The sequence below is a fragment of the Lelliottia sp. WB101 genome (assembly GCF_003051885.1).
Lineage (GTDB): Bacteria > Pseudomonadota > Gammaproteobacteria > Enterobacterales > Enterobacteriaceae > Enterobacter > Enterobacter nimipressuralis.
Map to the genome: position 1 here is coordinate 285,810 of NZ_CP028520.1, position 26,835 is coordinate 312,644.

A 26,835-nucleotide genomic window follows, 5' to 3' on the forward strand; every position below is an offset into this window, starting at 1 on the left:
TTTAGTGTGGTGTTGTCGGCGATGTTTTCCGACGGGCTGATTACGCTTATCTAGGGACGACGGCGTCCGGTAAACAGGCTGACCAGGAACAGGATAATACCGACAACGAAAACAATTTTCGCCGCGCCGGCCGCTGTACCCGCCAGACCACCAAAGCCCAGAGCGGCGGCAATTAACGCGATAACCAGAAATATAATGCCCCAACGAAACATAAAACTCTCCTTTACCATAGTTAATATCAGCCGCTATATGTGAGCGCTCAGGTGCTCACAAGCGTTGTGTCCAAAAGTCGTTCTTATTTCGCTTTCAGATCGTTTTTGACGCTTTTAACGCCATCGACGGCTTTAGCGATAGTTTCGGCGCGTTCCACCTGCGCCTGGGAATCAACCGTACCGGAGAGCTGGACCACACCGTCGGTGGTTTCAACTTTCACTTTACGAGACGGTACGATGTCATCTGCTAATAGTTTAGCTTTGATTTCGCTGGTGGTTGCGGTGTCGCCTGCATAGCCTTTCACAGACGCGTCTTTAGCATCACGCACGTGCAGTTTGTCGCTGACTGAGGTGACGCCTTCAACGCCTTTCGCCACGGTGACGGCTTGTTCAGCCTGCGCCTGGCTTTCCACGAAGCCACTCAGGGTGACCACTTTTTTGTCAGTTTTTACGGAAATGTCGGTGCTCTTAATGTTTTCATCATCCACCAGAGCCGCTTTCACTTTTGCTGTGATAGAGCTGTCATCCATGAAATTACCGACTTTATTCATAGAGCTATCGATTTTTTGCCCTGCGCTGTCCGCGGTGGATTGCGCCTTATCCGTAGTAGTGCTTTCTGCCAGGGCAGAACCACTTACCAGGAGGCCACCCAGAGTGACTGCCAGCAGAGTTTTAGAAATCTTAAGTCTTGTCATATTCATCGATGTATTCCTGTAGTTTGCTCGGAAGTTGAGCGTCAAAACATCCCTTCATACTAGTTTTTAATCTTGCGAATAAACACACGGCCGGGATGAGAGACTCATGAACACGCATTGAACAGGACTATCATCCGCGCCCGGTGTTAAACACTGAGTTAAATATAGATCACATTGACAAAGCCGCTTTCAGAATCGGGCAAAAAACGAGCAATAACGCTAAAATCGCGTTGAATTAAGAACATTCCGCAAGGGATTAATAAGGCTGGAGTTTAAGAGGAGCACGGCGGGCGCCGTGCTCTGAGAAAGGATTAGTGCTCGCGGGTTTTGCGGAACTGAACGTCAGGATAGCGTTCCTGGGTCAGATTCAGGTTAACCATGGTTGGGGCGATGTACGTCAGGTTATCGCCGCCATCCAGTGCCAGCTGGATTTCGTTCTTACGTTTGAACTCTTCGAATTTCTTCACGTCAGCACACTCGACCCAGCGCGCCGTTGCCACGTTCACCGATTCGTAGATCGCTTCCACGTTGTACTCGCTCTTCAGACGTGCAACGACCACGTCGAACTGCAGCACACCGACCGCGCCCACGATCAGATCGTTGTTGGCAATTGGACGGAAGACCTGTACCGCGCCCTCTTCGGAGAGCTGGACCAGACCTTTGAGCAGCTGCTTTTGCTTCAGCGGATCTTTCAGACGGATACGACGGAACAGTTCCGGCGCGAAGTTCGGGATACCGGTGAACTTCATCATTTCACCCTGGGTGAAGGTGTCGCCGATCTGAATGGTGCCGTGGTTATGCAGGCCGATGATGTCGCCCGGATAGGCTTCTTCAACGTGTGAACGGTCGCCCGCCATAAAGGTCAGCGCGTCGGAAATCACAACATCTTTCCCGATACGTACCTGGCGCAGCTTCATGCCCTTTTCATACTTACCGGAAACCACACGCAGGAAAGCCACGCGGTCGCGGTGTTTCGGGTCCATGTTAGCCTGGATCTTAAAGACGAAGCCGGTGAATTTCTCTTCTGCGGCTTCGACCAGACGAGAGTCAGTTTTGCGCGGCATCGGCTGCGGCGCCCACTCCACCAGACCGTCGAGCATATGATCCACACCAAAGTTACCCAGTGCGGTACCGAAGAACACCGGCGTGATTTCTCCGGCCAGGAACAGCTCTTTGTCAAACTCGTGAGAAGCGCCTTTGACCAGCTCCAGCTCATCGCGCAGCTGAGAGGCCAGCTCTTCGCCCACCGCCACGTCCAGATCCGGGTTATCCAGACCTTTCACGATACGCACGTCCTGGATGGTGTGACCTTTACCGGTCTGGTACAGATACACTTCATCTTTATAGAGGTGGTAAACGCCCTTGAACAGCTTACCGCAGCCGATCGGCCAGGTAATTGGCGCACAGGCGATTTTCAGCTCGCGCTCCACTTCGTCCATCACTTCCATCGGATCGCGGATGTCACGGTCGAGTTTGTTCATGAAGGTCAGGATCGGCGTATCGCGCAGACGTGTGACTTCCATCAGCTTACGGGTACGATCTTCTACCCCTTTCGCGGCGTCGATGACCATCAGACAGCAGTCAACCGCCGTCAGCGTACGGTAGGTATCTTCGGAGAAGTCTTCGTGGCCTGGGGTGTCGAGCAGGTTCACCAGGCAGTCGTGATACGGGAACTGCATCACGGAGGTGGTAATGGAAATACCACGCTGCTTTTCCATCTCCATCCAGTCCGATTTGGCGTGCTGGCTGGAGCCACGGCCTTTTACCGTACCGGCGGTCTGAATCGCCTGTCCGAACAACAGTACCTTTTCGGTGATGGTCGTTTTACCGGCATCCGGGTGAGAAATAATGGCAAAAGTACGGCGCTTCGCCACCTCTTGCAGATAAGGAGACAACGTCATAATCAAATCTTCTTATATAAGCGCGGCAGCAGGCCACGCATCATGGAATACGAAATTGCGGCTATTTTACCCATCAATGGGGGGCAGGCAATCATTGTTTACACAGGAGTTGCTCCAGTTCGTTCAATGACGATACGGTCCAGGTCGGTTCGATGCCTTCAGGCAGCGCGCGACCGTGTGCGTTCAGCCAGCAGGTTGCCAGCCCGGACTTCATCCCGCCCAGAATATCCGACTCGGCGGTGTCTCCGACCATCAGCACGCGCTCACGTGCGGGATGGCCAGCTTTTTCCAGCGCATAGTCAAAAATACGCGGATCGGGTTTTGGCACGCCCACCTGTTCAGAGATCACCAGCGCGTCGAAATGATCGCGCAGGCCCGTGCGTTCAAGGCGGATCTGCTGCAGGGCGGTAAAGCCGTTGGTGATGATCCCGAGCTTCACTTTGCCTTTAAGGGCATTAAGCAGGGAAATCGCCCCTGGCAGCGGTGCGCAAATCTCCGCCATCGCGTTGAGAAAAGCCTCGTTCAGCGCGCCGGGAGAGACATTCAGACGCTCGGACCAGCCCTGAAAACGCTGCTGCTGGAGCTGTAACGCCGAGATGGCACCGTTCTGGTAATCCACCCAAAGCGGTTTGTTCACCGCCTGATAGTCCTGAAAATCTTCTGCGGTAAAGGTGACGCTATAGTCTAAAAACATCCGCTGTAGGCCGCCAAACGAATCAAACGTAAACAGCGTTTCGTCGGCGTCAAAGAAAATCCAGTCCCATTTCATCGTTACAACCTTATTTGTTATCCAAGCGGCAGCGCCATGATGATGGCGTCTTCGCGTCCCTCGGCAGTCGGGTAATAATTACGGCGAATCGTCGCCTCGTTAAAGCCTAAGCTTTCGTAGAGAGCGATGGCGGCCGCATTGGAGGCGCGAACCTCCAGCCACAGCGTGAAGACATCACGTGCCTCCAGCTCGCGTATTACATATTCCAGCAGTTCCCGGGCCAGGCCACGGCGCTGGTATGCGGGATCGACGGCAATGTTAAACAGCGTCGCTTCATCCAGCACGACCTGCGTAATGGCAAATGCCGCCATTTCGCCATCGACATCCAGATGGAAATTCAGATAGCGCTCGCCCTGATTGCTGGCGAATGTTTTTTCGCTCCACGGAAAGGCATGGGCGCGCGTCTCGATCGCGAATGCTGATGCCAGATCAGACGTCGTGAGGGAAGAAATCGTGTTCATATTCACAGATTTGTTGCCATAGCGCGCTTCGCGCCTTTGGGTTTGCTTTCAATTCTTCCAGTGGCGGCGTTAGCAGCTGACCGCCCTCAAGGGGAGTCTCATCCGCAACGCCAAGCCGCCAGCTGTTGCAGCGGCTCTCCGGCGGCAGCATCGCCACGCGTTCGGGCGTCAGCTGTAACACCTGATCGGCGCTCACTTTCAGCGTACGCAGAACGTCGCTGACCAGCGTCTCAGTGAGCGAGGGCAGCTCTTCAGCCACCATGACCAGACGAACGTGTGCCGGAATGGAGATAGCGATTTCACCCTGCAACGCCGTCGGGCGACGCAGAGACCACTGGGTGATGCCCAGTTGCTGTAACTGCCAGTCACGTCGGGATGTCATAGGGAAAACTCCTGTCTGTCAGGCGCGCAAATATAGCAAATTCGTCGTATATCCGCCAACAAACTACTATAATCCCCGGCTGAGTTTATTGAGGAACAATTCATGTCTGCATTTACCCCGGCAAGTGAAGTCTTGCTGCGTCACAGTGATGATTTCGAAGAAAGCCGTATTCTGTTTGCCGGAGATATGCAGGACGATCTGCCTGCCCGTTTCGAATGCGCCGAAAGCCGCGCCCATACCCAGCAATTCCATCACTGGCAGGTGTTAAGCCGTCAGATGGAAGATCGCGTGCGCTTCAGCCTGGTGGCGGAGCAAAGCGATATCGCCGACTGCGATACGCTGATCTACTACTGGCCGAAGAACAAACCTGAAGCGCAGTTCCAGCTGATGAACCTGCTCTCCATGCTGCCGGTTGGCTGCGACATTTTCGTTGTCGGCGAGAACCGCAGCGGCGTGCGTAGCGCCGAGCAAATGCTGGCGGAATACGCGACGCTGAACAAAATCGACAGCGCGCGTCGCTGCGGTTTGTACCACGGTCGTCTGGAAAAACAGCCTGAGTTTGATGCCGAAAAAGCCTGGGGCGAGTATCAGCTCGAAGGGCTGACAATCAAAACGCTGCCGGGCGTCTTTAGCCGCGACGGTCTGGATGTGGGCAGCCAACTGCTGCTCTCCACCTTTACGCCGCACACCAAAGGCAAAGTGCTGGATGTCGGCTGCGGCGCAGGCGTGTTGTCTGCCGTGCTCGCCACCCACTCCCCGAAAGTGCGTCTTACCCTGTGTGACGTGAGCGCGCCGGCCGTTGAAGCCAGCCGTGCCACCCTTGCCGCCAATGAACTCGAAGGCGATGTTTTCGCCAGCAACGTGTTCTCAGAGGTGACAGGGCGTTTCGATATGATTATCTCCAACCCGCCATTCCACGACGGCATGGAAACCAGCCTTGAAGCGGCACAAACGCTGATTCGCGGTGCGGTACGTCACCTCAACAGCGGCGGTGAGCTGCGCATCGTGGCCAACGCCTTCTTGCCTTATCCTAACCTTCTGGATGAGATTTTCGGCTTCCATGAAGTGCTGGCGCAGACCGGTCGCTTTAAAGTTTACCGCACGGTTATGACGCGTCAGGCGAAGAAGTAATTTGCCGCCAGCCCGGCTGCGCATCGCGCTCCGGGCTATACAAATGCCGATTTTTGCAGCAATCAAAACATCCTGGGCAATTATCTGTTGACGGAAAGCTGAAAACATCTAGAATGCGCCTCCGTGGTTGCGATACTTTTTAAGTATTGATGGTATGCGACGGTGGCGGAATTGGTAGACGCGCTAGCTTCAGGTGTTAGTGTCTTTACGGACGTGAGGGTTCAAGTCCCTCCCCTCGCACCACAAACCATGTTTGATATTGTTCTCACCGGGCGACGGTGGCGGAATTGGTAGACGCGCTAGCTTCAGGTGTTAGTGTCTTAACGGACGTGGGGGTTCAAGTCCCCCCCTCGCACCAACGAGGCAATATCAACAAGAATAAGATAACAGTGCGAAGGTGGCGGAATTGGTAGACGCGCTAGCTTCAGGTGTTAGTGTTCTTACGGACGTGGGGGTTCAAGTCCCCCTCTTCGCACCACTTATCTTATCTCCTCCCTGATTAACTCCCTGTCATTTCCCTTTTATTTCAAACTCATCATTATTACCAGCATTCCACTGATCAGCGCGACGCAAGACGGCAGCAGAACGAAATGACGCAACTGCTTATGCCAAATCATTCCTGATGTCACCAGCAGACCCGACACGATAATCGCTTTCCAGACGTCCAATGAGAGATCGGCAAATGTCAGCCCAGCGAGGACGATCCCCGGCAGCAACACACCCCATCCACTTCCCAGCGCCTTGCTCAACATGTTTTTCTCTCTCAACGTGATAATGATAACCAATATCATATGATAGGTTTTCTCATTTGTCAGCACTGGCCGATACAATCCGGCAACCTTTACCTTTCCCGTAATGACAGGAAATGAGTAAGGTGATAAATTGCACACCTGTTAACTATTTATAATAAATTTCTGATATTTTAGTCCCTGATTATTGCGCAGTATTTCATTCACATCGGCAGCCATTAGTTTGATTTAATTCAGAATTACTAAAAATATACCGACATGACAGCACAATCCTGGCGTTCATTACGTCACAAGAAATATCAGTTATCTTTACGTTTATTTTTATTCCTGAACGCCGTGTCAGCACTTTTTACTGTGTTCAATCCCTTATACAGCGTGCATACGCTGACCCTGCCTGTCGCGCTCATTTTCACGCTCAGCCTGTCGCTGCTGGTCTGGCACTGGAAGAATAAAACCCGGCAGATCAATATTCCGCTGATTTCATTCATCTTTGGTGGAATCTGGGCCTGGCACATTGCCTGGAAATTTATGCTGGTCACGCAGGACCCTTATACCTTCCTGCTGCTGGCCCTGCTAAGCGTCCTGTTTATCGGCTCACTGGCGTTTGCCAGTGATATCAAAGCATTTACTATCCACTCCCTGCCGACATTTCTGGTCTGTCTGTGGTTTTGCCCTCCCGAGTACTGGCCACGCATCGTTTACTCCCTCGCGCTGCCGATGATTGGGATTGCAATCCATCACGTAATTCAAAGACGTAACGACCGTTTTGCTCAGGACTTGCTGTACCGACTGCTTGAGGAGCGGGAAACGCTTAACGATCTGAGCATGATGGACCCGCTGACCGGCCTGTATAACCGCCGTGGCCTGCAAAGCCGGCTGGAGAATCTGCCTACGCTTGAGCAGGGAGAACATTTCGTTCTGCTGCTGGATATCGATCATTTCAAAGCCTATAACGACCACTACGGCCATATGATGGGCGATCAGGCGCTGATTCGGGTTTCGGCTGCAATCCGTGACGCCGTGCGCTCACGCGATATCGTCGCCCGTTTTGGCGGGGAAGAGTTTATGGTACTGCTGACCAGCGTCACGCTCGATCAGGCGCGCCAGACCGCCGAACGTATTCGCCAGAAGGTCTACGACCTGAAGATCCCGCATATGTTTAATGAGAGCGTGGCGACCAACGTCACCATCAGTATTGGCATTGCGATTTATGAGTCAGAGGATATCGAAGCGGCGCTCGAAAAAGCGGATAAAGCGCTCTACGAAGCCAAGCACATGGGCCGCAACAATATCCTCTTAAGCCCTGAACTCCAGGCAGGATAAGCCCCACCTCCCGCTTTACCGACAAAAGGCTTGCGATCGGTTTGCTCTATAGCTAGGATTGGCAATCATTATCATTTAGATTTGTATCCTATTCTCCTATGGCTACTCGTTCCGCACAAATCGTTGATCCTGTCATCTGGCTAGCCCCTCCTGGCGCCGGGCGTTCAACGCTTGCGGATTCCGTACGGGAAACCATCGCCGAACATCGCGCTTACCTGCTCGATTTCATCAAGCTGGATGAACCCCATCCGCACCAGGCCATGACGCTGGCGCAATGGTGTCGCCCGGCAGAAATGCACTCTTTGCTCGCGGTGTACTCCGATCATATCTATCGAAACCAGCCTAATCTTGCGCGAGAAAATAAACCGTTACTCTCCCTGTGGGCGCAATGGTATATCGGGCTGATGGTGCCTCCGCTGATGATAGCCCTGTTAACGCAGGACGCCGCGCTGGACCTTTCCCCGGAGCATTTTTTCGTCGAGTTTCATGAAACCGGCCGCGCGGCCTGCTTCTGGATTGACGTCCATGAGGATCGGAATACGACAGTTTTGTCCGCGCAGGAGCGTATGGAAACGCTGGTGAAACAGGCGCTCATTCCGGTCGTTAATGCGCTGGAAGAGACTGGCGATATCAACGGGAAGCTTATCTGGAGTAATACCGGGTATCTCATTCACTGGTATCTGACTGAGATGAAAGCGGTGCTGGGCGATGAGACCGTCGAGGGGCTGCGTCAGTCCTGTTTCTTTGCCAAACAGCTTTCAGATGGCCAGGATAATCCGTTGTTCCGCACCGTGGTGCCGCGCGACGGATTACTGGTTCGTCGGACCTGCTGCCAGCGCTATCGCCTGCCGGATGTTCAGCAGTGTGGTGACTGTACGCTGAAGTAATATCTTTACAGACAGCCCTCTTTCAGCGGGGGAAAATGCAAATACAAAAACGGCAACCGAAGTTGCCGTTTTGCTTTTTGATTAAGCCACCTGCTGGCCATCCTCTTCAGCACGCTGTGCTTCTTCGGCTTCCTGCTCCAGCAACTGCTTCTCGTACACTTTAAAGAACGGGTAGTAGATGATGGCAGAGACCAGCGCCAGCAGGATGACCAGCACCGCCGCACGGAAGTCCCAGCCCAACGCCCACGCAGCACCCACAGGGGCCGGAGCGGTCCACGGCACCACAGAAATCACGCGTCCAATCAGATCCAGCTTCATGGCGGCCCATGCGAGCACCGCGTTCACCATCGGTGCCAGCAGGAATGGAATGAAGAACACAGGGTTCATCACGATTGGCGTACCGAAAATCACCGGTTCGTTAATGTTAAAGAAGCTTGGTACAACGCTTAAACGGCCAATGGATCGCAGGTGTGCGGAACGGCTGCGCAGATAGCAGATCACCAGCCCCATCGTGGCGCCCGAGCCACCGATGACGATAAAGAAGGTCCAGAACGCTTCCATAAAGATATGCGGCAGTGGCGCGCCCTGAGCCAGCGCGGTCTGGTTCATGCCCAGATTGGTCAGCCAGAACATCTGCAGCATGCCTGACACAATCGCAGCGCCGTGGATCCCGGCAAACCACAGCAGGTGACCAATCAACACAGCCAGCAGAATTGCAGGCAGAGAATCCGCCGCCGACACCAGCGGTTTAAAGATCGACATAATCGCCTGAGGGATCAGCATGTCGAACTGAGACTGAATAAACAGGCTCAGGGGATAAAGCGTAAGCACCACGACCAGCACCGGGATCAGCAGATCAAATGAGTTTTTGATCATCGGTGGCACCTGGTCCGGCAGACGAATGCCAATATTGTGTGCCTTCAGGAAACGCATCATCTCCACGCAGTACACGGCCACCAGAATCGCAGTAAAGATCCCGGTCCCTCCCAGGCTATCGACCGGCATCGCCCCTTTGGTTTTCGGTGCAGCAACCAGTAAAAATGCCATCAGCGACAGCATCGCGCACATGAACGGGTCGAGCTGATGCGACTTAACGTAGTGCTTACCCAGGTTGTAGGCGATAGCCGCACAGATGTAGATCGACATGATTCCCATGGTCATATCGAACGGGGTCAGGATCTGCCCTTCGAACTGTTTCGCCATATCCAGCCACGCACGGGCAAAGCCCCATGTGGTGTCCGGTGAGAAAGGCGGGTAAGCAAACACCAGCAAGAAGGAGCCGACAATCATAAAGGGCATCGCAGAAATAAATCCGTCACGAATCGCCATCACGTGGCGCTGGGAGGAGATACGCCCGGCGACGGGACTGACATAGTTTTCAACGAACCGGAAAATAAGATTAAACGCAGCATGGTTGGCAGACATAGTGAGGCTCCTGTCAGACGTTCAGTTTGGACGCAGACGCGCCACACGGTGATCCATACATCATTGTCACCACCTTGCTGGTTCGTGTACCAGCGGTACCGCTCGGACAAATTGGTTTCATATTCGACTCTTATTATTGGATACAGGGGAAGTTACATCGTCAGTATTAATCTCTCCATCACACTCTGCAACCGGTTACTGTAACCGGTTTCCGTGAATGTGAAGGCGATCCAGAAAACGAGTGAACAGAATATTTGTTACCTAAGAGATATTTACAGAGCATAATTTCTTATGACAGATTACGCAGGATATTTGTCAGGAGATAACAATGAGTTTGCAGTCCGTACGGCAATTTTTTGCTGACAATGCCCCGGATATTGATGTCATCGAGCTTAGCCAAAGCACCGCAACGGTTGCACTGGCCGCAGCCGCCCATCATGTCGAGCCGGGACAGATAGCGAAAACCTTATCACTGAAGGTTAAAAACGAGGTGATTCTGGTGGTCGCAAAAGGCGATGCACGCCTGGATAACAAAAAACTGAAAAATGCGTTTGGCGCGAAAGCGCGGATGCTGTGCAGTGATGAAGTGGTGACGCTAACCGGGCATCCCGTTGGTGGAGTTTGCCCCTTCGGCCTGGAGACTCCGCTGGCCGTTTACTGCGACGTTTCCCTTAAACAATATGAGGAAGTGCTTCCTGCGGCCGGGTCAATTCACAGCGCAGTGCGTATTGCGCCTGAGCGAATGGCTGAGCTTACATCGGCTAAATGGATTGATGTCTGCATCTGATCGCTGCGCCAGGTTCCTCTGGCGCAATGATGCACAATGAAAAGCACTACGCCGCCTTAACAGTCAGTTTCAGCTCACGCATGGGCAACTGCCCCAGAATATCTGCCGCATGCAGCAGCCCCACATCGGAACTCACCCCCAGCTTCACCATCACATTATATTTATGTGCGCGAACGGTTTTGATATTGCGTTTAAGCTGCTCCGCAATTTCGGGAATGGAAAGGCCCGCCGAAAGATGGCGCATAATCGCCCGCTCCATTGGGCTTAACATTCTGGACAAGGTTCCTTGCCAGTGGGCAAACGCGTTGTTATTGACTCGCTCGGTTTCGCTTAACAGAATGATCAGCAGTTTTTGCAGCTCAGCCAGTGAGGCCGACTTACTGATTATTCCGTGAAGACGGGAAGGCGTCAGTTGACCAATCAATCTTGCCTCAACGTCGTCCGCTGCCAGAATAATGCGCTGTATACCACTGTGTGTCAGGGCCAGTTCTCGCAGTGACACCAGACAATTTCTTCGTTCTTCTCGCACATCTGAAAGCGAATAGATCACCGAGAAAAAAGGAGTCTGTGAAAGCGCAGCCTTGAAAGTGCTAAAGTTTTTAAACAGATGAAGGCGATATTCGCTAAATGGCGCGATGGCAAAGAGATGTTCAAGCCCCACGGCACTCATCGTGCATTGGTCTATGACAGCAATATCTCTTCCTGAGGCATTTGTTTCCATTCCTTTTGCTCTCCATAGGCTGAGATTAAGTTCAGCTCTCTCATTCCCTGTGTACTATTGATCCATGCGTACATTTCTGCATTTCCGTGCAGAGATAACCGACGCATCGCACTATTTTTTTGCGCACTGACGGTTTTATTGCTTTTTTTCAGTAATGTGGCGATTTGGTTTATTCCCCAGCCTTTTCCAAGCAGACGTAATACTTTACGTTCCGAGAGGGTCAGTATTACAGGGACTTTATACTCATTATCATCAACTCGCGGCTCAGGTGATAACAGGGTCTGACTTATCCGGTCGGAATACTCGCTCCCCGCGCGGATCGCATTGATGACGCCTTCGATAGGTTCCATATCCGAAAGCAGTGTGCTTTCGGGGCGTATGAGCAACTCAACAGCGAGAGGGTAAAGAGGACGTGAGACCAGAAAAATCCAGTGGATATCCCGGTATTGACTTAATAACAGATAATAGTGTTCAAGCGCGCCGCGAGGGTTGACGTAATCACCTGAAATATCAGCAACCACGACAGATGCACGATTTAAATTCTGTAAAGTCAGATCGTCATGTGTGCGGCAAAAAGACACGTCATATTCTGGAAAATGGCTGGCCATGATGCCGCCCAGACCGGTTTGCATCACCGGGATTTTACTGATAACGATTACTGATTTTCCCTTCACTGGTGACATAGATTCTCCGAATCCTTTCTTCATCTAATTAATGATATTAAAATCACGGCTCAGACATGGGCATTATCCTGACCCTAAGTTATTAGTACAGGTTATATTAACGATAACAACTATAATCCTGACATTGTTAAATCCGAGGATAATATAATACAAAAATCAGAATAACATAATAGTCCTTGCACAAAATATTAAACGCATCAAACTAAATTAATAAATTATATATATCATCAATTAGTATTCACGAAATAAATAAAAAACACCCCAGACCACTCTGCGCCTGCCGTTGCATCCTGCCACTGATTGCACAAATGTTGATCTGACCCAGAGCCAGACAGGCTGCCGTTTGTGCTAAAAGTAAACATTCCAGACACTCTGGCAGTTCTCATTTTCAGGGCAACCAATGCAGGCAGATCAGTCGTCACAACGCTCCGCCACGCGACTATGCATACAGTGCGGTCTTTTCTTATTACAACATGGCGCAGAGAGCGCATTGGTCGAAGAGCTGTCGACCCGCCTGGGTCTGGCGCTGGGGATGGACAGCGTAGAAAGCTCAATCTCGTCTAACGCCATCGTGCTGACCACCATAAAAGAGGGCCAGTGTCTGACGTCGACGCGCAAAAACCAGGATCGCGGCATCAATATGCACGTGGTCACCGAAGTGCAGCACATCGTCATCATGGCTGAACACAAGCTTCTGGACTTGCCCGGCGTTGAAAAACGGTTCAACCAGATTAAGCCGCTGCGCTACCCGCGCTGGTTAGTCGTGCTGATGGTGGGGCTGTCCTGCGCCTGTTTTTGCAAACTGAATAATGGCGGATGGGACGGCGCGGTGGTGACCTTTTTCGCCAGCGCCATCGCCATGTACGTGCGCCAGCTCCTGACGCAGCGCCATATGCATCCGCAGATTAACTTTTGTCTCACCGCCTTTGTCGCAACAACCGTCTCCGGTCTGCTGCTGCGCCTGCCTGTGTTTGTCAGCACACCGAGCGTCGCCATGGCGGCCAGCGTCCTGCTGCTGGTACCGGGTTTTCCGCTGATCAACGCCGTCGCTGATATGTTCAAAGGGCACATCAATACGGGTCTGGCACGCTGGGCGATTGCGAGCCTGTTAACCCTCGCGACCTGCATCGGCGTGGTCATGGCCATGACACTCTGGGGGCTGCGCGGATGGGCATAATCGACTTTTTATTCGCTCTGGCACAAGACATGGCGCTGGCTGCCATTCCTGCCGTGGGCTTTGCGATGGTCTTTAACGTGCCGCAGCGCGCGCTGCCCTGGTGCGCCCTGCTGGGTGCTATCGGTCATGGTTCGCGAATGGTGATGATGACCGCCGGGTTTAACATCGAATGGTCAACGTTTATGGCCTCGATGCTGGTCGGCTGTATCGGCATTCAATGGTCGCGCTGGTATCTGGCGCACCCGAAAGTGTTCACCGTGGCGGCGGTGATCCCGATGTTCCCCGGCATATCTGCCTACACAGCGATGATCTCGGCGGTGAAGATCAGCCACTTCGGCTACAGCGAGCCGCAAATGATCCTGCTGTTGAGCAATTTTCTCAAAGCCTCGTCCATCGTCGGCGCGCTCTCCATCGGTCTGTCGATTCCCGGTTTGTGGCTCTACAGAAAGCGCCCACGCGTTTGAATTTGTGTTCTCCCGCTGCCATGGCGATAATCCCTGCATTCTGTTTGGCGATGTAAGGAGTGGAAGTGGCTAACCCTGGCAGCGAATTCCCCGACCACCATGATGATTCCAGCCTGAAGGACAAAATTTTTCAGAGCGCGATTACCCTGTTTGCCGAATACGGTCTGAACGGCGCGCGAATGGAGCAGATTGCCGAAAAAGCCGGCACCACCAAGCGCATGGTGGTTTATCACTATAAAAACAAAGAGAACCTCTATCTTCAGGCGCTGGAGTACGTTTACACCGAGATCCGCGCCAGCGAAAAACAGCTTAGTCTGTCAGGACTGCCGCCCGTTGAAGCGCTGGTCCATCTGGTTGAAGCGACCTTTGATTACCACGCCGATCACCCGGATTACATTCGTATTATCTGCATGGAGAACATGCAGCGTGGCCGCTTTATGCAGCAGTCCAGCTATCTGCGTCAGGTTAATCGCAGCGCGCTCGAACTGCTGGAAGCGATCCTGCAGCGTGGCAAAGAGAAGCAACTGTTCAATCAGACCGTTGATGCGCGCGATCTGCACCGTTTGATCAGCAGCTTCAGTTTTCATTACGTCGCCAACAGCTATACCTTCACGCTGCTGTTTGAAGACGGCGCCGATGAGCAGGCCCAGCGCCAGCACTATCGCAAAATGGCCGTTCAGGTGGCTCTTCGCTATACCTGCCCATAAAATCGCTTGCAATTAAATCGTGCGCTATCTATATTTATTTCATGAACGCGAAAACGAACGACACCACCGCTGCGCTGATGCTGGATAACCAGCTCTGTTTTGCCCTCTACTCGGCAAATCTGGCGCTCAATAAGCTGTACCGGCAACTGCTGGCACCGCTTAACCTGACCTACCCGCAGTATCTGGTGATGCTGATTCTGTGGGAGCAGGATGACATTACGGTGTCGGAGATTGGCGAACGTCTGTTCCTGGATTCCGCCACCCTCACCCCGCTGCTGAAGCGTCTGGAAAGCGCTGGCCTGCTTGTCCGTCAGCGCTCACGCCAGGACGAACGCCAGGTCGCCGTCACCTTAAGTGATGAAGGCCGCGCCCTCCAGCAGCAGGCGAAAAGTATTCCCCAGGCCGTGGGCTGTGCCGCACAATGCGATGCAGATTCCATGCTCGCTCTCAAGCAGCAGCTTGAGCAACTGCGCCAGCAGCTTCATCGCGCCTGAGGCTATAGTTAATAAGATTTTGTTTACCCATATATATCGCGCACTATTTAATAGCACGCATAACCGTAAGATGAGGAACCTGCCATGTCTTTAGAAAAAGTTGTCTATACCGCCAAAGCCAAAGCCACCGGAGGCCGTGATGGCCGTGCGACCTCTTCCGATGGCGTTCTGGATGTCAAACTGGGCGTACCGAAAGAGATGGGCGGTATGGGCGGCGAAGTCACCAACCCAGAGCAGCTGTTTGCGGCGGGCTACTCTGCCTGCTTCCTGGGCGCGATGAAATTCGTCTCTGCCCGTGACAAAATCGCGCTGCCGAAAGATGCGTTTATCGAAGGCGAAGTTGGCATTGGTCCACTGCCAACCGGTTTTGGTATCGAAGCCAAACTGAATATCCACGTGCCAGGTATGGACGAAGCCGAAGCCAAAAAGCTGGTCGATGCGGCGCATATCGTTTGCCCGTACTCTAACGCAACCCGCGGCAATATTGATGTGACGCTGAATATCATCGCCTGATAAGCCCCGTCGTATGCAGCCCCGGTGCGCGCAGTGCCACCGGGGAAATCCCCCTCCGTCCCCCCTTCTCTCTGTGCTACTATGACCCCATATCACGACGTCGTATCCCAGTAGAGAAAGTGTTATGTCATCCAGACTCCTGACCACCAGCGTCGCCGGAATCGATGCCTTTGTGCGCGATCCCCGTGGCATCTTAACCAAAGCCGATGGCGGTACTCTCGCTGTGTTTGCCGATAACGCGCCCGCGTTTTACGCCATCACGCCTGAACGCCTGGCACAGCTTTTGGATATTGAAGCGCGTCTGTCGCGCCCGGTCAGTGACGTCGCGTTAGATACGCAATTCTTTGAAGAACCGACCAGCGCGCCGGTTGCCGTCCCGATGGGCAAATTTGCGATGTACTCTGGCTGGCAGCCGGATGCGGATTTCCAGCGCCAGGCCGCCCTGTGGGGTATCGCCCTGACGCAGACCGCCACGCCGGAAGAGCTGGCCGCGTTTGTCGCGTACTGGCAGGCCGAAGGCAAAGTGTTCCACCACGTGCAGTGGCAGCAGAAGCTCGCGCGCAGTATTCAGATCAACCGCGCCAGCAACGGCGGCCAGCCTAAGCGCGATATCAACACCATTTCCGAACCCGATAATCAGATCCCACCAGGATTCAGAGGATGATATGAAAAACGTCGGCGACCTGATGAAACGTCTGCAAAAAATGATGCCTGCCAACGTGAAGCCGGCCTTCACCTCGGGTGAAGAGCTGCTGGCCTGGCAAAAAGAGCAGGGAAAGATGCGCTCCGAAGCCCTGACGCGGGAAAACCGCGCCATGAAAATGCAGCGTACCTTCAACCGCTCCGGCATTCGTCCCCTGCATCAGAACTGTTCCTTCGATAACTATCGCGTGGAAAACGACGGTCAGATGATAGCCCTCGCCAAAGCACGCCAGTATGTCGAAGAGTTCGACGGCAGCATCGCCAGCTTTATCTTCAGCGGCAAACCGGGCACCGGCAAAAACCACCTTGCGGCGGCCATCTGTAATGAGCTGCTGCTGCGCGGAAAATCGGTTCTGATCATTACTGTCGCAGACATCATGTCGGCGATGAAAGACACCTTCAGCAACCGCGAAACCACGGAAGAGCAGCTGCTGAACGATCTGAGCAACGTCGATCTGCTGGTCATTGACGAAATCGGCGTCCAGACCGAATCCCGCTACGAAAAAGTGATCATCAATCAGATCGTTGACCGTCGCTCCTCGTCGAAGCGCCCGACCGGCATGCTCACCAACCATAAAGCGGAAGAGATGACCAAGCTGCTGGGTGAACGCGTCATGGACCGCATGCGTCTTGGCAACAGCTTATGGGTAAACTTCACCTGGGATAGCTACCGCGATCGCGTTACCGGCAAAGAGTATTAGGATATTTCCAGGAATGGCGCGCCTTTCACAGGTATATACTGAAGCCACTTCCAGCCCGATAAGGGCCTTTTAGAGTGCATTTTATGAAAAAAAATCTTCTTCTCAGCACAGCATTTAGCGTCGTTCTGCTCACCGGTGCCGCCCACGCGGCCTCCTGGCAGGAGTCACTCTCCAGCGCAGCGAACGAACTGAGCAAAAGCAGCGGTAGCGCCCAGAGCGGCGGGCTGTCTGCTTCGTCCCTCACCAGCCTGCTGGGCGGCAGCAATCAGAGCCTGAGCGCTGGCACCATGAACAACGCGGCGGGTATTCTGGGCTACTGCGCCAAGCAGAAGCTGGCGTCAGTCACTGACACGCAGAACATCAAAAACCAGGTATTAGATAAACTGGGGCTGGATACGCAAGAGCAGAAGCAGGACACCAACTATATGGATGGGATCCAGGGCCTGCTGAATGCCAAAGACGGCCAACAGCTGAACCTGAGCACCCTCGGTGACTCCGCGCTGGCGAAACAGGTGAAGACCAAAGCCTGCGATCTGGTGCTGAAACAAGGCGTTAATTTCCTCTCCTGATTCACCCCATTTTCTGCCACAACACGCCGCGATTGTTCCGTTACTCTGACAACGCGGCGCCAGACTCGTATTTTGCTCATTCTTTTACGTCTCAGCCCGCGTATAACGCGATGCGACGGCGATCAAAATTTCCACTTTCTAAACCAAATCCTAACAACAGCACATTTTAGTGACACTAGAATTGCAGCTATGTGACTTCGCCATTAAATTGTATCAACCAAAAAATAATCAGTTAGCCAGCTAAGCGACTGGCGCTATTGAGGATAAGCTGTTGTCAGAGTTTATTTCCCTTGCCCTGTTCCTGGCTTCCGTTGGCATCTATGCCTGGAAGGCCGGCCGCAACACCTGGTGGTTTATTGCCACATTACTGGTGTTGGGTATTTTTATTGTTTTAAACATTACCCTGTACGCCAGCGATTACTTTACCGGTGACGGCATTAACGACGCCGTGCTGTACACACTCACCAACAGTCTGACAGGCGCAGGAGTTAGTAAGTACATACTTCCGGGCGCAGGGCTGGTTCTGGCGCTGGTGGCGGTGTTTGGTACCCTCGGCTGGGTGCTTCGTCGCCGCCGCCATCTTCCGCATCATATGGGTTATAGCCTGCTGGCCCTGGTGCTGGCGCTCGGTTCCGTCGATGCCAGCCCGGCCTTCCATCAGATTACGGAGCTGGTGAAATCCCAGTCCCGCGACGGCGATCCCGATTTCACGGCGTATTACAAAGAGCCGTCAAAAACCATCGCGCACCCGAAACTGAATCTGGTCTATATCTACGGCGAGAGCCTTGAGCGCACCTATTTCGATAACGACGCCTTCCCGAACCTGACCCCAGATCTCGGCCCGCTGAAAGACGAAGGGCTGGACTTCAGCCACACGGCGCAGTTGCCGGGCACCGATTACACCATCGCCGGGATGGTCGCCTCTCAGTGCGGTATTCCACTGTTTGCGCCGTTCGAGGGTAACGCCTCCGCGTCGATGTCGAGCTTCTTCCCGCAGAATATTTGTCTCGGCGATATCCTCAAAAACTCCGGCTACGAAAACTACTTCATGCAGGGCGCCAACCTGCGCTTCGCCGGGAAAGACGTGTTCCTGAAATCCCACGGTTTCGATCACCTTTACGGTGCTGAAGAGTTAAAAACCACCGTCACCGACCCGTCTTATCGCAATGACTGGGGCTTCTACGACGACACGGTGCTGGACGAAACCTGGAAGAAATTCGAGGAGCTGTCCAAATCCGGCAAACGCTTCTCGCTGTTTGCCTTAACCGTGGATACACACCACCCGGACGGCTTTATCTCGCGCACCTGCGAGCGCAAAAAATACGCGATTAACGGCAAGGACAATCAGTCGTTCAGCGCCGTGACCTGCAGCCAGGAACACATCGCCGCGTTTATCAATAAAATCAAAACCTCGCCGTATTTCAAAAACACGGTGATCGTGGTCTCTTCCGACCATCTGGCGATGAAAAACACCGCGTGGGATGAGCTGAACAAGCAGGATCGAAGCAACCTGTTCTTTGTGATGCGCGGCGACCAGCCTCAGCAGGAGGTCATCGCCACAAAGCGTAACACCATGGATAACGGCGCAACGGTGCTGGATATTCTGGGCGGCGATAACTTCATCGGGCTGGGGCGCAGCACGCTCTCCGGCCAGTCGCTCTCTGAAGTCTTCCTCAATATGAAAGAGAAGATTCTGGCGTGGAAACCGGACGTGATCCGCCTGTGGAATTTCCCGAAAGAGATGAAAGATTTCACCATCGACCAGCAGAAAAACATGATTGCCTTCTCGGGCAGCCATTTCCGCCTGCCGCTGCTGCTGCGCGTCTCAGATAATCGCGTCGAGCCGCTGCCGGAGAGCGAATACTCCGCGCCGCTGCGCTTCCAGCTGGCCGACTTCGCCCCGCGCGATAACTTCGTCTGGATCGATCGCTGCTATAAAATGGGCCAGCTGTGGTCCCAGCCGCTGTCGATTTCAACGGACTGGTGCGTGTCGCAAGGCCAGCTCGGCGGCGAACAAATCGTGCAGCGCGTCGATAAAGATCAGTGGAAAGGCAAAACCGCGTTCAAGGATACGGTGATTAATACCGACCGCTATCAGCGCAACGTGGATATGCTGAAAGTGGTCGATAACGATATTCGCTATAAAGCCGACAGCTTCGTGTTTAACGTGGCGGGAGCGCCGGAAGAGGTGAAGCAGTTTAGCGGTATTTCGCGCCCGGAATCCTGGGGACGCTGGTCAAACGCGCAGCTCGGCGATGAGGTGAAAATCGAATACGCCCAACCGCTGCCGGAGAAATTTGATCTGGTGATCACCGCAAAAGCCTTCGGCCCAAATGCCAACAAACCGATCCCGGTGCGTATCGGCGATGAAGAGCAGACGATAACACTCGGCAACGAGGTCAGTACCACCACGCTGCATTTTGAGAACCCGTCGCGCAGCAATACGGTCGTGATCGTTCCGCCCGATCCGCAATCAACGAACGAGGGCAATATTCTCGGGCATTCGCCGCGCAAACTGGGGATTGGGATGGTCGAAATGAAAGTGGTACAGAACGCCGGTTAACGGCACATCTGCGTGCATGTCGGGTAAGCACAGCGCCACCCGACAACATCACAAATGCCTAAAGCGCCCCGCCTGAACAGGGCGCTTTTTTACATCAGAAGGTTTCCCAGTTTTCACTGGACGCGGTCGTCGCGGCAGCGGCTTTACGCCCCTTCGCCGAGATCACTGGCGTTTTCAGACCGGCGTTATCACGTGATTTCTGCTGCTCTTGCTGAATGCGGAAGACCGCCACAGCCTGCGTCAGACGGCTCGCCTGCTCTTCCAGCGCGGCGGCTGCCGCTGCGGACTCTTCCACCAGCGAGGCGTTCTGCTGCGTCACACGATCCATCTCCGCCACAGCCAGGCCAACCTGGTCGATACCGCGGCTCTGCTCATCAGACGCAGAGGCGATTTCGCCCATAATGTCGGTCACGCGGGTCACCGCATTCACGATTTCACCCATCGTTTCACCGGCGCTTTCCACCAGAGTAGAACCCAGCTCAACGCGGCCTACGGAGTCTTCGATCAGGCTCTTGATTTCGCGAGCCGCCTGGGCGCTACGCTGTGCCAGGTTACGCACTTCACCTGCCACCACCGCAAATCCACGGCCCTGCTCACCTGCACGCGCAGCTTCGACGGCGGCGTTCAGCGCCAGGATGTTGGTCTGGAAGGCAATACCGTCGATCACGCTGATGATGTCAGCGATTTTCTGCGAACTGCCGGCGATGTCACGCATGGTTTGCACCACGTTATCCACCACTTTCCCGCCTTTCTGCGCGGTCTCGGACGCACTCAGCGCCAGATTGCTCGCCTGACGGGCGTTTTCGGCGTTTTGCTTCACGGTAGCGGTTAGCTGTTCCATGCTGGCAGCGGTCTCTTCGAGAGACGCGGCCTGCTGCTCGGTACGGGAAGAGAGGTCGTTGTTACCGACAGAGATTTCGCTCGCGCCGCTGTAAATCGCGTTCGCGCCATTACGCACGTCGCCCACGGTGCTCACCAGCTCGCTCTGCATATGACGCAGGGTATCGGCCAGCTGTCCCATCTCGTTGGTGCCTTCGACGTCAATGCGCTTCACCAGATCGCCGCTGGCGATATGACGGATGCTGTCGATCAGACGATTCAAAGGCGAGATCAAGGATTGCTTGATGCCCAGCCAGACGCCAACGATCACCACGAGCACCGCGATCAGCACGCTGATCAGCACCCAGATCGCCTGAGTGTAAGAGCTGTTGCTGTCATCCACAGCGGTCTGATACAGATGATCGTTTTGCTGCAGGTAGTTCACATACTGCTTCTCAAAACCATCCTGATAGCTCTGGGTCGGCTGATCGAAGAAGTCATTGATCTTGCCTGCGCCCAGCAGCTGAATCAACTCGGCCAGCGCACCATGATAGATATCATAGTTACGCTTGATCTCCATGGCAGCGGCGTCGCTCTGACGCGGATCGCGCGGCAGTGCTTCGTAGTCGGCCCAGTTTTTCTCCGCCTGCTTCAGGGAAGCGGACGCAATCTGCATCAGCTCTGCAACGGTCGCGCCGCTGCCGATATTGCTCTGATCCATCATGTAGCGAATACCCGCGCGGTTCAGGGTATTACGGGTTTGCAGCAACGCGACCCAGCTGCCGTTCAGCGTGGATTGTTGCTGGCGAATAGTTTGTAGGACAGTGAAGTTTTCTTTGTCATGCTTCAGGGCATTAAAGAAAAGACCACCGGATGTCAGTTGTAACAGGCCAAAAATAGCCAAAACCAGCAACAAGCTGGTGACAATCTTGATACGATTTAACATGTTTTCTCTTTCCATCAGACAGATAACAGAATTTTCGGCCTGGTTAGGGAAAACTTTACGAAAATCGTGTTGATGATTTGAACATTTACGGATGATTTCGCAAAAAACTATTAATGTTTATCCTAAATCGCGCCGTTATATATTCCATAAGATAAATTTTATCTCTGTCGCACTGACATATTCTGTCAGTGGCATCCTTATTCTTCAGAGATCCTCACCGCACTAAACGGGAATATAATATGACAACTCCAGCCCGCAGCCGCTCTGCTGAACGACTCGTCGATATTCTTATGGAGCTGCATTTAAACGGCGTCGTTAACCGCAGCGATCTGATGCAAAAATATAAAATAACCGAACGTACGGTATATCGGGATCTGAATGCGCTGTCGCCGATTGTTCAGCACACGGGAAATGGTCTGTATCGCCTGATTCACGCCCAGCAAAATCCCAGCGGGCAAGGGCTGCACAACGCTGTCGCTAACTTTTTGAATGCTGACAGTTATTTCCCTGACAGAGGCACGGCGTTCTGGCAGAGTCTGGAGGCGCGCGTGGAAGAGAACCATATTCTGATCCTCAACAACGACGCTGAGCACTCGGTTCAGAATGATATTCGTCGTCATCTCACTGCAATTGAAAAATCGATAAAAGAGCGTCACGTTTGCCAGATAGTTTATAAAGACAAAACTCGGCTCATTAATCCATACAAATTAATTAACAAAAAAAATATATGGTATTTACAAGCTACGGAAAATGGCAGGCTGAAATCCTTTTCATTAAGCCAGATCAGTTGGCTGGATATTCAAAAAGAGACCTTTTCGCTGGATAGCGATACGGCTGAATTACTGGAAAAAAATCTCGACCCGTGGGTGAGTGAAGAGACGTTCGAGGTAAAAGTGTTTACCAACAATCGTATCTCGCACTACTTCACGCGCCGGGACCTGTTGCCGGAGCAGGAGGTGGTCGCAGAAAGCGACGACGGGGTGACGATCCGCTGTCAGGCGGCACATGAAAATCAGATCCTGCCGCTCATCTTCTACTGGCTGCCGAACATTCAGGTTCTGGAGCCTCAGTGGCTGCGGGATAAACTCTTCGACACGCTCGAAGGTTATATGACAAATGCTACCGCCGACGCCCTCGAATAAACGATGTGATCTCAATCACATAAACCAGACCGCTGGCGGCGAGCCTTAACCACTCGCCCCGGTCTTTGACCGCTTAACCACCGCAATCAACCACTCACCCATTTACCTTCCTTTACACGCGCGACGATCTGGCAAGATCGCCTCAGCATTAATCAATACCTCCTCAAAACAAACTCAGGCCCTTTTTCCAGCTAAAAAACCAGGTCTAACTATGGATACGAAAAAACTACTTAAGCACGTACCCTGGGCGCTCCTCGGGATCCTCGGTGCTTTCTGTCTGGCGGTTGTCGCATTACGCCGGGGCGAACACGTAAGCGCCCTGTGGATCGTGGTCGCGTCGGTTTCCGTCTATCTGGTAGCGTACCGCTACTACAGTCTTTACATCGCGCAGAAGGTCATGAAACTCGACCCGACGCGTTCCACGCCGGCGGTCATTAACAATGACGGCCTGAACTACGTTCCTACCAACCGCTACGTGCTGTTTGGTCACCACTTTGCCGCGATTGCCGGTGCAGGCCCGCTGGTTGGGCCGGTGCTTGCCGCGCAGATGGGTTACCTGCCGGGTACCCTGTGGCTGCTCGCCGGCGTGGTTCTGGCAGGCGCGGTGCAGGACTTCATGGTGCTGTTCATCTCGACCCGTCGTAACGGGGCTTCTCTGGGTGAGATGATCAAAGAAGAGATGGGCCGCGTGCCGGGCACCATTGCCCTGTTTGGCTGCTTCCTGATTATGATCATCATCCTTGCGGTGCTGGCGCTGATCGTGGTGAAAGCCCTGGCAGAAAGTCCGTGGGGTGTGTTCACCGTCTGCTCGACCGTACCGATTGCGCTGTTCATGGGTATCTACATGCGCTTTATCCGCCCGGGCCGTGTTGGTGAAGTGTCCGTGATTGGTATCGTGCTGCTGGTGGCGTCCATTTACTTCGGCGGTATCATCGCTCACGACCCGTACTGGGGCCCGGCACTGACCTTCAAAGACACCACCATTACCTTCGCATTGATCGGCTACGCGTTTATCTCCGCCCTGCTGCCGGTCTGGCTGATTCTGGCCCCGCGTGACTACCTGGCGACGTTCCTGAAAATCGGTGTCATCGTCGGTCTGGCGATCGGTATCGTGATCATCAACCCGGAACTGAAAATGCCAGCCGTGACCCAGTACATTGACGGTACCGGTCCACTGTGGAAAGGCGCGCTGTTCCCGTTCCTGTTTATCACCATCGCCTGTGGCGCCGTCTCTGGCTTCCACGCTCTGATTGCCTCCGGCACCACGCCGAAGCTGATGGCCAACGAAACCGACGCGCGCTTTATCGGTTACGGTGCGATGCTGATGGAATCCTTCGTGGCGATCATGGCACTGGTTGCAGCGTCCATCATCGAGCCAGGTCTGTACTTCGCGATGAACACCCCACCTGCGGGCCTTGGCATCACCATGCCAAACCTGCATGAGATGGGTGGCGACAACGCAGCGCTGATTATGGCTCAGCTGAAAGACGCCAGCGCACACGCGGCGGCGACCGTCAGCTCCTGGGGCTTTGTGATCTCGCCTGAGCAAATCATGCAGACCGCAAAAGACATCGGTGAGCCATCGATTCTGAACCGTGCCGGTGGCGCACCAACCCTGGCCGTCGGTATCGCACACGTGTTCCACAAAGTGCTGCCGTGGGCTGACATGGGCTTCTGGTACCACTTCGGCATCCTGTTCGAAGCGCTGTTCATCCTGACTGCGCTGGACGCCGGTACCCGTGCGGGCCGCTTCATGCTCCAGGACTTGCTCGGTAACTTCGTGCCATTCCTGAAGAAAACCGACTCTCTGGTGGCGGGCGTTCTGGGCACCGCGGGCTGTGTGGGCCTGTGGGGTTACCTGCTGTATCAGGGCGTCGTTGACCCGCTGGGCGGCGTGAAGAGCCTGTGGCCGCTGTTCGGTATCTCTAACCAGATGCTGGCTGCCGTGGCGCTGGTCCTGGGTACCGTGGTGCTGGTGAAGATGAAACGCACCAAATACATCTGGGTGACGGTCGTTCCGGCGCTATGGCTGCTTCTGTGCACCACCTGGGCGCTGGGTCTGAAACTGTTCAGCACCAACCCGCAGCTGGAAGGCTTCCTGTTTATGGCTAACCAGTACAAAGCGAAAATTGCCGCAGGCGGCGGTGACCTGACTGCACAGCAGATTGCCAACATGAACCATATCGTGGTGAACAACTACACCAACGCCGGTTTGAGTATTCTGTTCCTGGTCGTGGTCTACAGCATCATCTTCTACGGCATCAAAACCTGGATGAAAGTGCGCAACGCCGAAGGGCGTACGGATAAAGAAACCCCGTATGTGCCTGTACCGGAAGGCGGCGTGAAGACCTCTTCACACCACTAAAACCCTGGCGGGTGGCGGCTACGCTAACCCGCCCTACGCAATACCTGTAAGCCCGGCAAGCGTAGCGTCGCCGGGCTTTTTCTATCTGGATGGCACAATGTTTGGTAACTTAGGCGAAGCAAAAAAATACCTCGGTCAGGCGGCGAAAATGCTGATTGGCATTCCGGACTATGACAACTACGTTGAACATATGCAGACCAACCATCCGGATAAACCGTACATGACCTACACAGAATTCTTCCGCGAGCGCCAGCAAGCGCGCTACGGCGGCGATGGCAAAGGCGGCGTACGCTGTTGCTAAAGGAGAGAACATGACCCCTATTGCAGTCACCCTGTTAACCGGCTTTCTCGGCGCGGGCAAAACCACCCTGCTGCGCCACATCCTCAACGAACAGCACGGCTTTAAAATCGCGGTGATCGAAAACGAATTCGGCGAAGTCTCTGTTGACGACCAGCTGATAGGCGATCGCGCCACCCAGATCAAAACCCTGACCAACGGCTGCATCTGCTGCACCCGCTCAAACGAGCTGGAAGACGCTCTGCTCGATCTGCTCGACAGCCGCGATCGCGGCGATATCGCCTTCGACCGCCTGGTGATCGAATGCACCGGCATGGCCGACCCCGGTCCGATTATCCAGACCTTTTTCTCCCATGAGATCCTCTGCCAGCGCTACCAGCTGGACGGCGTGATTGCGCTGGTGGATGCGGTCCACGCCGATGAGCAGATGAACCAGTTCACCATCGCCCAGTCGCAGGTAGGTTACGCGGACCGCATTCTGCTGACCAAAACCGACGTGGCTGGCGACGCCGAAAAACTGCGTGAACGCCTGACGCGCATTAACGCCCGCGCGCCGATTTATACGGTGGTTCACGGCGATATCGACCTGGCGCAGCTGTTCAACACCAACGGCTTTATGCTGGAGGAGAACGTCACCTCAAAACCACGCTTCCACTTTATCGGCGATAAGCAGAACGATGTCACCTCTATCGTGGTCGAGCTGGATTATCCGGTCGATATCAGCGCCGTGTCCCGCGTGATGGAAAATCTGCTGCTGTCGTTTGCCGACAAACTGCTGCGCTACAAAGGGATGCTGTGGATTGACGGCGAGCCGAATCGCCTGCTGTTCCAGGGCGTTCAGCGCCTCTACAGCGCCGACTGGGACCGTCCGTGGGGTGATGAAACGCCGCACAGCACCATGGTCTTTATCGGGATTCAGCTGCCCGAAGAGGAAATCCGGACAGCGTTTGCTTCACTCAAGCCCTGATCGCAGGACAACATAACCGCCCTTATCGGGCGGTTATGGCAAATATCGCGTAATGTCGATTAGAGAAATGTAATTTTTCGTCATTTACAAAATTATTTTGAAATAATGATAATCCTCATTAATTCACTTCTCATCATTATTTCCGCGATATTCAGGCTTTGTTTAGCTAATAAATAAAACGAAGTCTAAACACGAAAAGATAAATGGTTGACGCCGTGACAAAGCCACTTTGGCTCAACAATAATCATACCGAAAAGTAACAAAACCAGCATAAAACCGCGA

The 26,835-nt window shown here is 53.8% G+C and carries 28 protein-coding genes and 3 tRNA genes; 20 read left to right on the forward strand and 11 right to left on the reverse strand.

Features of this window, described 5'->3' with window-relative positions:
* Positions 1-50 precede the first annotated feature (50 nt).
* The 6 genes from DAI21_RS01280 to DAI21_RS01305 all read right to left on the reverse strand — a co-directional run bounded on the left by DAI21_RS01280 (position 51) and on the right by DAI21_RS01305 (position 4,420).
* Entirely contained in the window at positions 51-212 is a 162-nt protein-coding gene (locus DAI21_RS01280; RefSeq protein ID WP_002887716.1) for a DUF1328 domain-containing protein, read from the reverse strand.
* Between the two features lie 83 nt (positions 213-295).
* Positions 296-913: a molecular chaperone OsmY gene (osmY, locus tag DAI21_RS01285; protein WP_102104543.1), complete on the reverse strand. Its 618-nt coding sequence runs from the start codon at positions 911-913 to the stop codon at positions 296-298.
* A gap of 305 nt (positions 914-1,218) precedes the next feature.
* Entirely contained in the window at positions 1,219-2,808 is a 1,590-nt protein-coding gene (prfC, locus tag DAI21_RS01290; RefSeq protein ID WP_102104542.1) for a peptide chain release factor 3, read from the reverse strand.
* A gap of 91 nt (positions 2,809-2,899) precedes the next feature.
* On the reverse strand, positions 2,900-3,577 hold the full coding sequence (yjjG, locus tag DAI21_RS01295; RefSeq protein WP_107702305.1) for a pyrimidine 5'-nucleotidase: 678 nt from the start codon (positions 3,575-3,577) through the stop codon (positions 2,900-2,902).
* A gap of 17 nt (positions 3,578-3,594) precedes the next feature.
* A complete protein-coding gene (gene rimI, locus DAI21_RS01300) occupies positions 3,595-4,038 on the reverse strand; it encodes a ribosomal protein S18-alanine N-acetyltransferase (RefSeq protein ID WP_107702306.1) in 444 nt (147 codons plus the stop codon).
* Entirely contained in the window at positions 4,007-4,420 is a 414-nt protein-coding gene (locus DAI21_RS01305; protein ID WP_100777743.1) for a DNA polymerase III subunit psi, read from the reverse strand. Before DAI21_RS01305 ends, rimI begins: the two co-directional genes overlap by 32 nt.
* Before the next feature lie 102 nt (positions 4,421-4,522).
* On the opposite strand from DAI21_RS01305, the gene rsmC reads away from it, so the two are divergent.
* The 4 genes from rsmC (at position 4,523) to DAI21_RS01325 (ending at position 6,029) form a co-directional block, all read left to right on the forward strand.
* Positions 4,523-5,551 carry a 16S rRNA (guanine(1207)-N(2))-methyltransferase RsmC gene (gene rsmC, locus DAI21_RS01310; protein ID WP_102104540.1) on the forward strand — a complete coding sequence of 343 codons (1,029 nt, stop codon included), beginning with the start codon at positions 4,523-4,525 and terminating at the stop codon, positions 5,549-5,551.
* A gap of 156 nt (positions 5,552-5,707) precedes the next feature.
* A tRNA-Leu gene (locus DAI21_RS01315) sits at positions 5,708-5,794 on the forward strand.
* A 29-nt stretch (positions 5,795-5,823) separates the two neighbouring features.
* Positions 5,824-5,909, forward strand: a tRNA-Leu gene (locus DAI21_RS01320).
* 33 nt (positions 5,910-5,942) lie between these two features.
* Positions 5,943-6,029: transfer RNA gene (locus tag DAI21_RS01325), tRNA-Leu, on the forward strand.
* Positions 6,030-6,072: 43 nt separating this feature from the next.
* Here the strand turns inward: DAI21_RS01325 and DAI21_RS01330 are convergent.
* The gene (locus DAI21_RS01330; protein WP_107702307.1) at positions 6,073-6,342 is read right to left on the reverse strand and encodes a DUF1435 domain-containing protein; all 270 of its coding nucleotides are present in this window, start codon (positions 6,340-6,342) and stop codon (positions 6,073-6,075) included.
* Positions 6,343-6,558: 216 nt separating this feature from the next.
* On the opposite strand from DAI21_RS01330, the gene DAI21_RS01335 reads away from it, so the two are divergent.
* Positions 6,559-7,623 (forward strand): GGDEF domain-containing protein, encoded by a 1,065-nt coding sequence (locus DAI21_RS01335; RefSeq protein WP_102104538.1) that lies wholly within the window; start codon positions 6,559-6,561, stop codon positions 7,621-7,623.
* 98 nt (positions 7,624-7,721) lie between these two features.
* Positions 7,722-8,510, forward strand: coding sequence for a siderophore-iron reductase FhuF (gene fhuF, locus DAI21_RS01340; protein WP_107702308.1), 789 nt, complete (start codon positions 7,722-7,724; stop codon positions 8,508-8,510).
* 81 nt (positions 8,511-8,591) lie between these two features.
* Here fhuF and DAI21_RS01345 read toward each other — a convergent pair whose 3' ends face one another.
* Positions 8,592-9,935, reverse strand: coding sequence for a PTS sugar transporter subunit IIC (locus tag DAI21_RS01345; protein ID WP_107702309.1), 1,344 nt, complete (start codon positions 9,933-9,935; stop codon positions 8,592-8,594).
* A gap of 328 nt (positions 9,936-10,263) precedes the next feature.
* On the opposite strand from DAI21_RS01345, the gene DAI21_RS01350 reads away from it, so the two are divergent.
* Complete coding sequence (locus DAI21_RS01350) at positions 10,264-10,722, forward strand: YbaK/EbsC family protein (protein ID WP_100777748.1); 459 nt, start codon at positions 10,264-10,266, stop codon at positions 10,720-10,722.
* 46 nt (positions 10,723-10,768) lie between these two features.
* On the opposite strand, the gene bglJ is transcribed toward DAI21_RS01350, so the two are convergent.
* Positions 10,769-11,392 (reverse strand): DNA-binding transcriptional activator BglJ, encoded by a 624-nt coding sequence (bglJ, locus tag DAI21_RS01355; RefSeq protein ID WP_107702310.1) that lies wholly within the window; start codon positions 11,390-11,392, stop codon positions 10,769-10,771.
* Positions 11,393-11,403: 11 nt separating this feature from the next.
* The gene (locus DAI21_RS01360; RefSeq protein ID WP_100777750.1) at positions 11,404-12,126 is read right to left on the reverse strand and encodes a response regulator transcription factor; all 723 of its coding nucleotides are present in this window, start codon (positions 12,124-12,126) and stop codon (positions 11,404-11,406) included.
* 400 nt (positions 12,127-12,526) lie between these two features.
* Here DAI21_RS01360 and DAI21_RS01365 point away from each other — a divergent pair, with 400 nt between their 5' ends.
* The 9 genes from DAI21_RS01365 (at position 12,527) to opgB (ending at position 20,016) form a co-directional block, all read left to right on the forward strand.
* Positions 12,527-13,303, forward strand: coding sequence for a threonine/serine exporter ThrE family protein (locus DAI21_RS01365; protein WP_107702311.1), 777 nt, complete (start codon positions 12,527-12,529; stop codon positions 13,301-13,303).
* The gene (locus tag DAI21_RS01370; protein ID WP_100777752.1) at positions 13,294-13,767 is read left to right on the forward strand and encodes a threonine/serine exporter; all 474 of its coding nucleotides are present in this window, start codon (positions 13,294-13,296) and stop codon (positions 13,765-13,767) included. The genes DAI21_RS01365 and DAI21_RS01370 overlap by 10 nt, the downstream gene beginning before the upstream one ends.
* A gap of 65 nt (positions 13,768-13,832) precedes the next feature.
* Positions 13,833-14,474: a TetR family transcriptional regulator gene (locus DAI21_RS01375; RefSeq protein WP_107702312.1), complete on the forward strand. Its 642-nt coding sequence runs from the start codon at positions 13,833-13,835 to the stop codon at positions 14,472-14,474.
* Positions 14,475-14,515: 41 nt separating this feature from the next.
* Positions 14,516-14,968: a MarR family winged helix-turn-helix transcriptional regulator gene (locus DAI21_RS01380; protein ID WP_100777754.1), complete on the forward strand. Its 453-nt coding sequence runs from the start codon at positions 14,516-14,518 to the stop codon at positions 14,966-14,968.
* Positions 14,969-15,052: 84 nt separating this feature from the next.
* A complete protein-coding gene (locus DAI21_RS01385; RefSeq protein ID WP_100777755.1) occupies positions 15,053-15,481 on the forward strand; it encodes an organic hydroperoxide resistance protein in 429 nt (142 codons plus the stop codon).
* A gap of 124 nt (positions 15,482-15,605) precedes the next feature.
* A complete protein-coding gene (gene dnaT / locus DAI21_RS01390; protein ID WP_100777756.1) occupies positions 15,606-16,145 on the forward strand; it encodes a primosomal protein DnaT in 540 nt (179 codons plus the stop codon).
* 1 nt (position 16,146) lies between these two features.
* Positions 16,147-16,884: a DNA replication protein DnaC gene (dnaC, locus tag DAI21_RS01395; RefSeq protein WP_107702313.1), complete on the forward strand. Its 738-nt coding sequence runs from the start codon at positions 16,147-16,149 to the stop codon at positions 16,882-16,884.
* 83 nt (positions 16,885-16,967) lie between these two features.
* Positions 16,968-17,453, forward strand: a complete 486-nt coding sequence (locus DAI21_RS01400; protein WP_100780768.1) for a DUF2501 domain-containing protein — start codon at positions 16,968-16,970, stop codon at positions 17,451-17,453.
* 271 nt (positions 17,454-17,724) lie between these two features.
* Positions 17,725-20,016 carry a phosphatidylglycerol--membrane-oligosaccharide glycerophosphotransferase gene (gene opgB, locus DAI21_RS01405; protein ID WP_107702314.1) on the forward strand — a complete coding sequence of 764 codons (2,292 nt, stop codon included), beginning with the start codon at positions 17,725-17,727 and terminating at the stop codon, positions 20,014-20,016.
* Between the two features lie 94 nt (positions 20,017-20,110).
* Here the strand turns inward: opgB and tsr are convergent, their stop codons facing one another.
* Positions 20,111-21,781 (reverse strand): methyl-accepting chemotaxis protein, encoded by a 1,671-nt coding sequence (gene tsr / locus DAI21_RS01410; protein WP_102104533.1) that lies wholly within the window; start codon positions 21,779-21,781, stop codon positions 20,111-20,113.
* Positions 21,782-22,020: 239 nt separating this feature from the next.
* Here tsr and DAI21_RS01415 point away from each other — a divergent pair, with 239 nt between their 5' ends.
* The 4 genes from DAI21_RS01415 (at position 22,021) to yjiA (ending at position 26,553) form a co-directional block, all read left to right on the forward strand.
* Positions 22,021-22,923: a YafY family protein gene (locus DAI21_RS01415; RefSeq protein WP_107702315.1), complete on the forward strand. Its 903-nt coding sequence runs from the start codon at positions 22,021-22,023 to the stop codon at positions 22,921-22,923.
* 211 nt (positions 22,924-23,134) lie between these two features.
* Positions 23,135-25,288, forward strand: a complete 2,154-nt coding sequence (locus DAI21_RS01420; RefSeq protein ID WP_100777761.1) for a carbon starvation CstA family protein — start codon at positions 23,135-23,137, stop codon at positions 25,286-25,288.
* A 97-nt stretch (positions 25,289-25,385) separates the two neighbouring features.
* Positions 25,386-25,589 (forward strand): YbdD/YjiX family protein, encoded by a 204-nt coding sequence (locus DAI21_RS01425; RefSeq protein ID WP_100777762.1) that lies wholly within the window; start codon positions 25,386-25,388, stop codon positions 25,587-25,589.
* Between the two features lie 10 nt (positions 25,590-25,599).
* A complete protein-coding gene (gene yjiA / locus DAI21_RS01430; protein ID WP_107702316.1) occupies positions 25,600-26,553 on the forward strand; it encodes a GTPase in 954 nt (317 codons plus the stop codon).
* Positions 26,554-26,835: the final 282 nt, after the last annotated feature.